The sequence below is a fragment of the Levilactobacillus yonginensis genome, from assembly GCF_003946265.1.
GTDB lineage: Bacteria > Bacillota > Bacilli > Lactobacillales > Lactobacillaceae > Levilactobacillus > Levilactobacillus yonginensis.
On record NZ_RHNO01000007.1, the window covers coordinates 1 to 12,478 of the forward strand.

Sequence of the window (12,478 nt, forward strand, 5' to 3'; positions counted from 1 at the left end):
CTTCATTTTACAGGACTCAGGCTATGAGTTCTTTTTTATTTTCTTCTTACTTGTTGCACTTCAATTGTAAATTCGTCATAACTGATTTACTATCCGCCCGCATAGCGGGTGGTTTTTTGTTTCGCACGCTTTAGCGTGCTCAACCGGGCCTAAAGGCATAAGAAAAGCCCATCTCCCAGCGGGAAATGGACCCATAAGTCGCGTAGAATTAACGACGCAGACCTAAGCTCTTGATTAATTCACGGTAACGTTGAACATCAGTCTTACGTAAGTAAGCCAAAAGGTTACGACGGTGACCGATCTTCTTCATCAACCCACGTTGTGAGTGGAAGTCCTTACGGTGTTGTTGCATATGAACGTTGATTTCGTTGATATCAGCGGTCAAAACGGCAACTTGGACCTCAGTAGAACCCGTGTCACCTTCGTGACGGGCGTATTGCTTGATGATTTCGTTTTTCTTTGCTTGACTAATAGCCATGGTAAATATACCACCTTTCAAATAAGTGCCCCAAACTGAGTAAGTCGACGGTGGCCGCCCGACAAACTAAGTTAGAGGTTTGTGCTTTTGCACAGTTATCAATCATACTTAACTTGCCTTGAAATAGCAAGCCTTTTCCCCCAAGTAGCTATCAAGTAAAATTACTTTACATTTATCGAGCCTAGCTATTGCATTCAGTCGGTGCCTTCTGTATAATAACTTACGTTGAAATTAAGATTTCCGGTACAAAGGATTTCTCATTCGGAGGTGAAATTTTCATGCCAATTATCAAATCAGCAATCGAACGTGCCAAGACGAACGTGAAGGCTAACGAACGCAACTCTGCTCAATTGAGCACTATGCGGACTGCCGTTAAGCGTTTTGAAACAGCTAAGACGGCTGGCGCCGACAACGCAGAAGAATTATACCGCGCTGCTAGTGCTGCAGTTGACAAAGCCGCTTCAAAGGGCTTGATCAAGCGTAACAAGGCTTCCCGTGACAAGTCACGGATGGCTGCACGTTTAGCTAAGTAATCAATTAATCAACATGATTAGATGATGCAATCAGGGGGTCGACCAATTGGTCGACCCCCTTTTTTGTCTATTTTTCTTTTTTACGCGGGCACCTGAGCCGCAAACTGTGTCATGAAGAGTGAAAATAACATCTCCGGTTCCATGGCCGTCGACTTCATCTGCTGCTCAACCCGAAATAATCCTAAGTAAGCCCGGTTTAAATCAGTCAGCTTGAATCTGCGATGTGATTGCAACGCTAGTTTGATTCTATATGGATGAACTTTTAAAATGCTGGCCAATTTTCCTTGACTATATCCCTGCTTAGCTAAAATTTTAGTCTGAATCAATAGCCGGAATTGTCCCTGCAAGATGGCATTGATTCGCAAAGGTTCTTCCTTAGCCAATAGCAATTCCCGATAAAGGGTCACCGCCCCTGCCGTATCCTTAGCCAAGACGCGATTGACCAAATCAAAGACATTTTGGGTCAATGTCTGGCGAACTAGGCCGGTCACAGCACTTAGCTGTATTTCCTTTGCCGGCAACGTGAAAAGTTCCAGCTTAGGTAACTCACTCATCATAAGGGTTAAATCAGCATCTGTTCGTTGAATCAACTCGTTTAGCGCGTTCGGTGCCATGCTATACCCGTCACTCTTCAACTGGTCGCCAATAAACTGTCGGACATCTCGTTCGGAAAAATTACCGATTTCAATCATCGTGGCCGTTTTTTTCAGTTGCTTGACGACCTTCTTACGACCGTCTAGTTTTTCGTAGGGCGCAAAGAAGACGAGTACCGTGCTCGGCATGGGTGACCCCAAATATGTTTGAAGGCTGTCAATATCGTGATCAACCTTTTGTTTCTTCGTTTCTCCCGTCAGAAATTGCGGGTTGTCGATACAAACGACGCGTCGTTCGCCAAAGAATGGCGCTGCCATCGCGTCATCCAAGGCAACTGCCAATGGGACCGTATCCATGTCATAACTGACAAAATTCATGGTTTGTTCTTCTGCAGGCACACTATTTTTAAACCCTGCTTTTAGTCTGCGTTGTAAATAATCCGCCTCACCCAGAATCAGATAGACGTTCGCTAATTGGCCGCCTTGGCCCAATGTTTTTAAGAGTTCGTTAATCGTCACGTCTCTTGGTCCCCTTTTAGTTTAGTTTGCCAAAAACCATGTGTGCCGTGATAGGAATAGCGGATCATTCCGCTCGTCTGGGTGCTGACCGCCGGTATCTTTAAATCGCTGAGGGTTGCAAGTGTCTCCTGATTAGGATGACCATAACGATTTTGCCGCCCCGCTGAAATAATCGCCCACTGTGGTTTCGTTTGCGCCAAAAATGCTGGCGCACTTGCCGTTTTACTACCATGATGTCCTAATTTTAACACGTCCGTCCGCAGCTGCGGGACCGCGTCTAATATTTTTTGTTCACCCGGACGGTCCAAATCTCCCATAAACAGAAAATTATGGCCACCAAAGCTTCCTTGCAATGCTAAGGAGTTGGCATTCTCAGCCGGCGCCGCTTCAAAAGGATGTAGCACTTTGAGCGGCATGACTGTTCCCACCTTAATGGGTTGGACTGAAACTCGACTACCATGGAGCAGATACTGCCAGCTCGGTTCCCGCTCCATCCCCGATGGTACCAGGATTCGGCCGACCCGCATGTCCTGCAAAAATGCTGGTAAATCCCCAATATGATCCGCATCATGGTGGGTCAGATAGAGATCATCAATGTGGGTAATACCACGACTACGTAAATAAGCCAAGCTGGTCCGCGTAGCTGCATATGTTGCGGGTAATCGTGGAACCCAGTCTGGCTCACGAAACCCCAAACGACCACCCGTATCGATCAAAGAGATTCGCCGATTATACGGCTCGCGAATCAAAATGCTGTCTCCTTGGCCCACGTCAAAATAAGTCACTTCCCCGGAAAATGGTACGTGAATCAGTCCGTACGCAAGCCCATAGCTGGCCAATAGGCCGCAAATCCAGCGCCGGCGTTGAGCCACTGGACGGGTAAATAGTCCCCAAGTCAGAGCCACCCACACCCACGTTAACCACCAGACTGGCTGACCAAAGACTACGTTACCCGGAAGCTTCCCAAACCACTCTAAAAGTTCGTCAAACCTGCCCAAAATATTTGCAATCCATTGACTGACTAGCGGCAAGTAGTGACCGCTCAGCGTACCAACAACGGTGAGTGGCAAAATAACAGTGGGAAACAGCGGCACAATCACCCAATTTGCCAGCAACGTCAAAAAATGCCACTGGAAAACACCGCTTAGTAGACTAGGCAGACTGAGGAGTGTCAAACCTACTTGGCGCCAATGTACGCGTTCATTGGCTAACAAGATCAGGGCTAAAGATAGCCCATAGCTTAATTGACCACCTAGCTCAAATAATAAGCCCGGGTTCAGCACCAGACCACCTACGAGTGCACTCGCCCAGGCATCTAAAGTTCCGATCGGTCGACCGATTCTTTTCCCAAAGAGCTGTACTCCCCGCATTAAACAAGCCCGGAGGACACCACTGCCGCCACCCGCTAAAATAAAGTAGCCGGGTAATCCCAATAATAACAGCCACTCCCAGTGTTCCCGGGCCAACCGTAAGTGTACTAGTACCCAAGTTAACACACCCAGGAGCAAGGCAACGTGCATTCCCGAAATTGCAAAAAGATGCAACAATCCCAGCTGACGCATCCCCTGTAACTCTAAGGCCGTCTCTGCCCGTTTTTGTCCCGGAAACAGACCCAACGCATAGACACTCAAAGCGCCTGGTAGCCCCTCACAGTAATGAATTAGTCTTGCCCGCCAACTATGCCACCAATCACTAAACCAGCCGTACAGCGTACTCTGAGCGGGCTGTTGGCTAGTCAATTCCGTGACGGCAATTGTTTTAACGATTCCTCGTCGTCGCCAGTACTTGGCGGCATCAAATTGACCGAAGTTGGTCGCCGGTAAAATCCCCTGTTGTTGTCCTCGAATCACCCACAACTGCGGGACTGATACCCGTTTTAGGGCTGCCAATTCACCAGCAGTTTTCACCCGACCGTGAATCAGTACTGGCTCTCCGGTCGTCGCCACCCTGGCAGTCAGGTAATAAGCCGCGCCGCGCACCGAAATAGCATCTGGTTGAACCCGCAGTCGCAAGCTCACAGGTGAACTGTGCAAATAACTAAGCTCTCGTTGCTTAAGCTGGTGCTCCCGCAATGCCAAATATCCAGCCATGAGAAGGAGCACGCCAACCATCACCCCCAGAGTTCGCCATGAACGTAGCGTGACGACTCGCCCCACCGCAATCACTAACAGCAAACAACCACCCCAAAAGTGGCCACCAACTAAAACGGTATACGCCGCCACGACCAAACTGATGAGAAACCAATGGCCGGGAGCCACTAATCGTGTTTAGGTTGATCAAAGGACAAATGCGTCAACATTTCAGGAGCAACCGTCACTTGGTTTAACTCGACACCCTTTAAGGCAATCAATTTTTGGGCATACGGGTCGTTATGATAATTGCGCATGTAAGTAATTTTACGAATTCCCGCTTGCAACAGCATCTTGGTACATTGTAAACAAGGGAAGTCAGTCACGTAAATTTCGGCGCCATCGGTTGCTTCACCAAACTTAGCGCACTGCAACACCGCATTCATTTCAGCGTGAATTGTGCGTACACAATGTCCATCAACCAAGTAACAACCGGCATCTAAACAATGGTCATCCCCTGAAACGGAGCCATTGTACCCCGCCGCAATGATCCGCTTATCCCGGACAATCGTCGCGCCCACGGACAACCGATTACAAGTACTCCGCGTAGAAATCACTAACGCTTGCAACATAAAATACTGATCCCAAGGAATTCGTTCACGTTTCACAATCATTACCCCATTTTCAAATTTTATTTTTAAGTATACCACGGTGCTTAAACGGTGAGTTGATCCTGCAAGTTGGCAACCGTTTTGTCTCCAAAACCCGGTACTTGACTCAAATCCTTGACCGCCTTAAAGGAGCCATGTTCAGAACGATAATCCACAATCTTCTGGGCCTTTTTCTCCCCAATTCCCGTTAACTGCTGAAGCTCTGTCACGGTTGCTGTATTCAAGTTGATCACCGCAGCTGGCCCACTACTACCTTGCTTAGCCGCTGGACTGCCACTGGCCGTATTCGCCGTTGAACTGGTAGCCTGCGCTGCCGGTGCTTTCTCACCGCGCAACGGAATATAGAGCTGTTGTTGATCCGTTAGCTTAGTTGCCAAATTGACCTGCTGTCGATCAGCGCGCACGGCCAATCCCCCGGCAGCCTTAATGGCATCCGCCACCCGCATCTCCGCTGAAAATTGATAAAGGCCAGGATGGTTAACGCCACCCTGAACATCGACAAACACCCGGGTATCATGGCTGCTAGCAGAACTGGCGTCCCCCCTCACACGAGCTGCATTCTCCCGAACAACGCCAGATTCACGCTGACTCCCCTGTGCTGCCGGCGGTACTGCAGCCGGTAGTGGGGCTGGCGTCGCAGGTTGATGTAATAACAAGCCCCCCATGATTCCCATAATAATCAACGCAACGACACCACCAATAAGCCACTTATCCCGTTGCGAACGGTCCCACCACCACGACTTGATATTTTCCAAACTAATGACCCCCTTTCCCACTAACTCCGTATTTAAGTCGAAATTTTTTTAGGAAAAATAAAAAAGCTTGAAAAATTCCAAGCTTTCGTTAGTTAATGAGTTTTCAGGTAATGCACCGCATCATTAAAGTTTTTAACTGGCACAACTTTCATGTTGGGGGCATACTTTTTAGCTGTCGATTTAGCCAGTTGATAGTTCGTTTGATGGTGTTCCTCATAGCAGTAACTTGCTAGGCTTGACGTATGGTGCAAAGAAAACCGTGGCACCGGCGCGTTTTGCAGCAATGATTTTCTTATCAATACCACCAATTTCACCGACGTTGCCATCGCCATCCACCGTCCCCGTTCCGGCAATTTTCTTGCCGTGGCGGAGGTTTTGACCCGTTACCTGCGTGTATACCTGCAAACTAAACATCAATCCACCAGACGGCCCACCAATATTACCAGCATCGATTGAAACCTTAGGCTTAGCAGTCACCTTCACGTTATCCGTCAAGGTGATACCAATCCCAGCTTTCTTCGTTGGCAGACGCATAAGCTTGGCAGTCGCCTGTTTCGTCTTCCCTTTATGCTTAAAGGTAATCGTTGCTTTTTGGCCGACCTTTTGCTTTTGAATGTACTTCTGATAGCCGACCATCGAATCAAAGTGGCGGCCGTTGACCTTGGTAACTGTATCGCCGACCTTCAACGCTTTCGCGAATGGTGAGGTCTTATCTACGCTCACCACGTAAATTCCGAGATACGTCCGTTTAACAGTTTTATTGGCTGCTTTATACGCCGTATAGATTGATTCATTGATGGCGTCCTGCATGTAGAAGTCTTGCACCCGGTCGTACGTTGCCGTGCTAACGCCACCCGTGGCTTCATCAATACTCTCAATGGTGTCATAGGCGTGTAAACTAGCATACAAGTACGTTGCCGGGGTTGCTTGCGACTGCATGACCGACGTGATCATGAATTTTCCTTTATGGGTATCGGCATGACCTGGCATTTTGACAAATGACTTTAAGTCGTCAGCCTCACCTGGACCCTCGATATACTTAGGAAGTGGTAGGAAAAAGAACGCCAACACGGCAATTCCGATGGTAACCAGCAGAATTAATTGGCGCCATTGACGTCGCGTCCAATATCGCATCTATTGATCACCCGCCAATCGCTGAGTCAAAGCCAATGCGACCGCTGCTGGGACCAAGTTCGTAAGGTCCCCGCCAAAGCGCGCCACTTCCTTCAATAAACTGGAGGAAACGAATTGATACTGTGGGTCAGTCATGAGACAAACCGTGTCCAAATCTGGGGCTAGCGTTCGGTTCATCCCGGCAATCCCCTGTTCAAATTCAAAATCCGCACTATTTCTAAGACCACGCACGAGGACAGTAGCATGAACAGACCGCAAGAAATCAACGGTCAAGCCACTCTCCACCTGCACAGAAACGTTAGGTAGGTCCGCTGTACTGGCTTCAATAAAAGCTACTCGCTCAGCAGCCGTAAACAATCCCCGTTTGGCAGTGTTTTGGCCAACACCTACGATCAACTGGTCAAACATGCGGCTAGCCCGGGAAATTAGATCCAAATGACCGTTAGTCAACGGGTCAAAGCTCCCTGGGAAAACAGCAATCGTCATTCAGCTTCACTCCCTACCGCATAAATCGTCAACTCAGTGATCCCATAATCACGCCGTTCAACCAAATCAAATCCAGCAATTTTATCAGGTAGCTGCGCGTTTTGATCAGTCTCACAAACGACTCGGGCTGTGGCCGTTAACAGGTTTAGCTCCCGCAAAACGCTCATTTGATCAACAATTTTCTGTTGGGCGTACGGTGGATCAAAGAACACTAAATCAAATTGATCCCCACGGTCGCTCAATTCCTTAACGGCTTTGTTTGCGTCACGTTTAATAATTTCAAACCGCCCCGCGGCCTTCGTCACTGCCACGTTATCCTTGATGGTTTTAATCGCCGCATATTGCCGATCAATCAAAACAGCCTGCTCGATTCCACGAGAAACGGCTTCAATACTCAACCCGCCGGAACCCGCAAACAGGTCCAGACTGCGGCCACCATCAAAGTACGGGCCGATAATGTTAAACAGCGCTTCCTTGACCTTATCAGTGGTCGGGCGGGTCGCCATTCCAGGAACGGCCTTTAACCGTCGTCCACCAAAGTCACCTGCGACAATTCTCATTCCTCATCATCCTTCGTTTCATCTTCGGAATTTTCGGCGACCTCTTCGGCAACACCGTTAAAACTTTCGGTAATTTCTGGTCGGGCAGAGGCCACTACGCGCTTAACGAACCGAAGTTTATTCAATTGGTCCGTCAGACTCGTCACGTCCTTTTGGTCAACGTACATCACCACGTAGCGCATCTTCTTGGAGACGTACATAACGGTGCCATACCGTTTTAGCTGCCGGGTCTGCTTTAAACTGTACGTGTAAACAATCAAGCTCTGCCGCGGCTGAATTTCAAATGCCATGTTCTGACCTCCTCTGCTTAATGTGTCGCCCGGAACCGTTTCTGCCGGGCACTAATATTCATGACCGTTCCCATCACTAACGCTAAAGTCCAGGTACTGGACCCCCCGTAACTGATGAATGGAAAAGTCACCCCGGTAATTGGTAGCATCCCAAGAACACCACCCAAGTTAAAAATCGATTGAATGGTCAAGTAGGTAGCTACCCCATAGCAAATCAGGGATTGGTACGTTGAATTACTGCGGATTCCGACTAACAGGGTCCGCAAAATCAAGATAAACAGTAGGGTCACGACAGCCAGTGCTGTAACGAGCCCCAACTCTTCCGTTAAAATTGCCATAATAAAATCGGTGTTCGGTTCAGGTAAGTACCCCGTTTTCTGAATACTGTTTCCCCAACCAACACCAAAGATGCCACCGTTACTCAACGCATAATAGGAATTGACTAATTGCTGGCCAACGCCCTGCGAATGAGCGAACGGGTGAACAAAGGCCACAATTCGTTGTAACTGGTAAACGTTCTTAGCAAAACCCATTTCGGAAATTTTGGTTAATAGCGGGAAAACGACCAGAACAACACCTAATAACGCCGCACCAAAAATTGACACGGACTTTTTGGTGCTGATACCACTCGCTAGCACCATTACAAAGATAATGGTGGCGTTGATGGTTGCCCCACCCAAATCGGGTTGCACCAGAATCAGGCCCACGATTCCCGCACAAATAGCTAGTGGCCAACGCATGGTCACCCACCATCCATACAACTCAATGTCATCCTGGCGTTGCGCAATGACGTTGGCTAGCCAAATAATCACATAAAATTTTACGAATTCAGCAGGTTGAATGCTGATGGGCCCCAGGTGGAACCACCCAGCCGCCCCATTAATGGTTTGCCCCATTACTAGCAAGAGTAAGAGTGACGCCAAAGCAACGTAACCAGCATACCGCAAAATGTTTTTATCACGGAGTTTATTAATGTTCAACATAATCATGAAGCTCACAATAATCAAACCCATGATCACGTATATTGCTTGCTTGACCAGGTAACTCCCGGGACTCCCCCCGTTTTGCGAACCGATATCCGCACTCGCTGAGTACACCATGACGATACCCAAGACACTCAAAATGAGGTAAGGCACCACTAGCCAATAATCTAAATATTTTAACTTCTGCATACGATTCATTCGCTCCAAGTCCACCGTCCAACGACGGCAATCGAATGCTCTTATTATAGCATAGCTGTTCGGGGTTCTGTCGACAAAAAAACCGGCAAGACGCGTGGTTTGCCCACACACCTTGCCGGTAAAGATTCATTTAAATTTACTTTTTAGCCTTAGACGCAGTCCGGCGCTTCTTAGCAGCCTTTTCACGTTCACCAGTGTTCAAGATTTGCTTACGCAAACGAACGTGTTCTGGGGTAATTTCACAGTATTCATCTTCGTTGATGAATTCCAGTGATTCTTCCAGAGACATCTTCAATGGTGATTTAACCTTGGCAATATCTTCAGAACCGGCAGCCCGGACGTTGGTTTGGTTACGGCCACGCGTGATGTTGACAGAGATGTCATTGTCACGGCTGTTTTGACCCACAATCATACCTTCGTAGACTTCAGTACCGGCATCAGTAAAGATAAGACCACGGTCTTGGACGGCCATGATTGCATACGTCGTAACCTTACCAGAGTTGATTGAAACCAAAGTCCCGTTGTGACGACCAGGGTTCCAGTTCTTGATAACTGGCAAGTACTTAGCAAACGTATGGTTCATGATCCCGTATCCACGAGTTAATGACAAGAATTCAGTGGAGTAACCGATCAACCCACGTGAAGGTGCCAAGAAAGTCAAACGCGTTTGACCGTTCCCAACAGCTTCCATGTTCTTCATTTCACCCTTACGTTGAGAAAGCGTGTCAATGATTGAACCGGTATATTCGTCTGGCGTATCAATTTGAACGGATTCAAATGGTTCGCAACGAACGTTGTCCACGTTTCTGTAGATAACTTCTGGACGAGAAGCTTGCAATTCGTAACCTTCACGACGCATCGTTTCGATCAAGATGGACAAGTGAAGTTCACCACGACCGGAAACGACCCAGGCACCAGGATTGTCGGTGTCGTCAACTCGCAAGGAAACGTCGGTATGCAATTCACGCTTCAGACGTTCTTCGATTTGACGAGACGTCACAAACTTACCTTCACGACCAGCAAATGGTGAGTCGTTAGTCCGGAAAGTCATTTGCAGCGTTGGTTCGTCAATCCGTAAGATTGGTAGTGGTTCCAACGTATCAGGGGCCACAACTGTTTCCCCAACGTTGATTTCATCCATACCAGAAACGGCAATCAAGTCACCAGCTTGGGCTTCGTTGATTTCCAAACGCTTCAAACCGAAGAAACCAAATAACTTGGTAACCCGGAAGTTTTGCTTAGTACCATCAAGCTTCATAACAGTAACACTGTCGCCGACTTTAACCTTCCCACGGAAGATCCGGCCAATCCCGATACGACCAACGAAATCGTTGTAGTCCAACATGGCAACTTGGAACTGTAAAGGTTCGTCAGTGTTGTCAATTGGTGCTGGGATGTGCTTGATGATTGTGTCAAAGACAGGCTTCATCGTGTGTTCTTGTGCTGAGATTTCTGGTTCATAACTAGAAGTCCCATTCATAGCAGATGCGTAAACCACTGGGAAGTCCAGTTGGTCTTCGTCAGCACCCAATTCGATGAAGAGGTCTAAGACTTCGTCAACAACTTCGGATGGACGGGCACCTTCACGGTCAACTTTGTTGATGACCACGATAGGTGTTAAGTGTTGATCCAAGGCCTTCTTCAAAACGAAACGGGTCTGTGGCATCGTACCTTCATAGGCATCGACAACCAGCAAAACGCCGTCGACCATGCGCATGATCCGTTCAACTTCACCACCAAAATCGGCATGTCCTGGGGTATCCAAGATGTTGATTTGCTTGTCGCCGTAACGAACAGCGGTGTTCTTGGACAGGATCGTGATGCCCCGTTCCTTTTCGATTGCGTTAGTATCCATGGCACGGTCGTCAATGGCCGTGTGTTCGTCTAACGTGTCGGATTGTTTAAGCATTTCGTTAACCAGAGTCGTCTTCCCGTGGTCAACGTGGGCAATGATGGCAATGTTGCGGATATCATCTCTGAATTTCAAGTGTATTTCTTCCTTTCATGCTTGTTGAATTAGATGGATCACGGCATGCTTACGTCTGTAAGTACGCTTTATTGTAGCGTCAATAGCCGGTAAAGTCCATCCGTACTGACCGGTCGCATAAAAAAACTGTGACAGTGTCACAGTGAGACGTCATCTTCTTCAATTTGGAGAATATCACGTTGCGCTTTTTCCGTCGCTACTAGTACAAGGTTAGATGATAGCATATTCAGTGGTTTCCCGTCAATAGCAGACACCCGGACGCCCAACGTGTTCAACAAAATTTGACCGGCTGCAATATCCCATGGTTTGAGGTGGGAAATGTACCCCAGCGTTTTACCACGCATGATATTAATCATTTCAATACCGGCACTGCCGTAGACCCGCATCCCCGCGCTAACGTGGATGATTTTGTGCATTTGAGCCACGTCGTGAATCACTAAGGGACCACTGGCACCAATCAGCCCGTCAGCTAAAGCCAAGTTAGCTGGCGCACTGAGCTTTTCATCATTGGCCCAGACGCCACCAAGCTGCGGCCCGCCATAGTACAGGACATCATTCATTACATCATCAATGTACCCCAGCTGCCCCACACCATCCTGATAGATACCAATCATAATGGCAAAATTATCTCGTTGCTTGACGAAATTCATGGTGCCATCAATGGGATCGACAATCCACACGCGACCATCTAAACTCTTCAAGTCATCGCCGAATCCTTCTTCTCCTAGGATATGGGCCGTTGGGTCGATTCGTCGAATACCTGCAATTAAAAATTGCTCGTTGGCTTTATCAACGTTAGTGACCAAATCTTTGCGATTCGTTTTTTCATTGACCGTCAGTGGGTCCGTCATCTTTTCTAAGACGTTAGCCCGTGCTTCCTTAATTAACGCCGTAACCTCATCGTTCAGCCGTTGCCAATCCTGACTCATTATTTCGCCGTCCCCTTCATTTTGATTTGTCCGCTCGTCTGTCGCGCCAACTTCATTGTCCGGTAAATACTGTAACCTGACGCAGTCTCAAAAGCCTTGTCCAGCTGTTTTTCCTCAAATTTCTGTGGGACAACCTGTTGAAAATCCCGGTAAGCCGTCAATAAATCAGCACTGGCCACGCCCTGACTCTGTTCGTAGGCATCTTCTACCCGTTGATAAAGCGTGGTAACGGCCACAATGTCGGTCGTCGACCAGTCCGGCTGTAAGGGGTATTCATAATTATTGGGTTCCAT

The 12,478-nt window shown here is 48.0% G+C and carries 13 protein-coding genes and 1 pseudogene; 1 reads left to right on the forward strand and 13 read right to left on the reverse strand.

Annotated features, from left to right (window positions below):
• Positions 1–208 precede the first annotated feature (208 nt).
• On the reverse strand, positions 209–478 hold the full coding sequence (rpsO, locus tag EKM87_RS05100) for a 30S ribosomal protein S15 (protein ID WP_125577216.1): 270 nt from the start codon (positions 476–478) through the stop codon (positions 209–211).
• A gap of 278 nt (positions 479–756) precedes the next feature.
• Here rpsO and rpsT point away from each other — a divergent pair, with 278 nt between their 5' ends.
• A complete protein-coding gene (gene rpsT, locus EKM87_RS05105; protein WP_125682536.1) occupies positions 757–1,011 on the forward strand; it encodes a 30S ribosomal protein S20 in 255 nt (84 codons plus the stop codon).
• A gap of 80 nt (positions 1,012–1,091) precedes the next feature.
• On the opposite strand, the gene holA is transcribed toward rpsT, so the two are convergent.
• From holA to EKM87_RS05165, 12 genes and pseudogenes are all read right to left on the reverse strand, one after another.
• Positions 1,092–2,123, reverse strand: a complete 1,032-nt coding sequence (gene holA, locus EKM87_RS05110) for a DNA polymerase III subunit delta (protein ID WP_125682538.1) — start codon at positions 2,121–2,123, stop codon at positions 1,092–1,094.
• Positions 2,120–4,345: a DNA internalization-related competence protein ComEC/Rec2 gene (locus EKM87_RS05115; protein ID WP_225428399.1), complete on the reverse strand. Its 2,226-nt coding sequence runs from the start codon at positions 4,343–4,345 to the stop codon at positions 2,120–2,122. The genes holA and EKM87_RS05115 overlap by 4 nt, the downstream gene beginning before the upstream one ends.
• Before the next feature lie 35 nt (positions 4,346–4,380).
• Positions 4,381–4,866, reverse strand: a complete 486-nt coding sequence (locus EKM87_RS05120; RefSeq protein ID WP_164506433.1) for a ComE operon protein 2 — start codon at positions 4,864–4,866, stop codon at positions 4,381–4,383.
• Positions 4,867–4,907: 41 nt separating this feature from the next.
• On the reverse strand, positions 4,908–5,618 hold the full coding sequence (locus EKM87_RS05125) for a helix-hairpin-helix domain-containing protein (protein ID WP_225428400.1): 711 nt from the start codon (positions 5,616–5,618) through the stop codon (positions 4,908–4,910).
• 92 nt (positions 5,619–5,710) lie between these two features.
• Positions 5,711–6,752, reverse strand: a pseudogene (locus tag EKM87_RS05130) (SepM family pheromone-processing serine protease).
• Entirely contained in the window at positions 6,753–7,238 is a 486-nt protein-coding gene (gene coaD / locus EKM87_RS05135; protein ID WP_125682544.1) for a pantetheine-phosphate adenylyltransferase, read from the reverse strand.
• On the reverse strand, positions 7,235–7,798 hold the full coding sequence (rsmD, locus tag EKM87_RS05140; RefSeq protein ID WP_125682546.1) for a 16S rRNA (guanine(966)-N(2))-methyltransferase RsmD: 564 nt from the start codon (positions 7,796–7,798) through the stop codon (positions 7,235–7,237). The genes coaD and rsmD overlap by 4 nt, the downstream gene beginning before the upstream one ends.
• Entirely contained in the window at positions 7,795–8,088 is a 294-nt protein-coding gene (locus tag EKM87_RS05145; protein WP_125682549.1) for a YlbG family protein, read from the reverse strand. Before EKM87_RS05145 ends, rsmD begins: the two co-directional genes overlap by 4 nt.
• A gap of 17 nt (positions 8,089–8,105) precedes the next feature.
• A complete protein-coding gene (locus tag EKM87_RS05150; protein WP_125682551.1) occupies positions 8,106–9,260 on the reverse strand; it encodes an FtsW/RodA/SpoVE family cell cycle protein in 1,155 nt (384 codons plus the stop codon).
• A 145-nt stretch (positions 9,261–9,405) separates the two neighbouring features.
• Positions 9,406–11,256 (reverse strand): translational GTPase TypA, encoded by a 1,851-nt coding sequence (gene typA, locus EKM87_RS05155; RefSeq protein WP_125682553.1) that lies wholly within the window; start codon positions 11,254–11,256, stop codon positions 9,406–9,408.
• Positions 11,257–11,393: 137 nt separating this feature from the next.
• A complete protein-coding gene (locus EKM87_RS05160) occupies positions 11,394–12,185 on the reverse strand; it encodes an inositol monophosphatase family protein (protein ID WP_125682555.1) in 792 nt (263 codons plus the stop codon).
• The gene (locus EKM87_RS05165; RefSeq protein WP_125682557.1) at positions 12,185–12,478 is read right to left on the reverse strand and encodes a UPF0223 family protein; all 294 of its coding nucleotides are present in this window, start codon (positions 12,476–12,478) and stop codon (positions 12,185–12,187) included. The genes EKM87_RS05160 and EKM87_RS05165 overlap by 1 nt, the downstream gene beginning before the upstream one ends.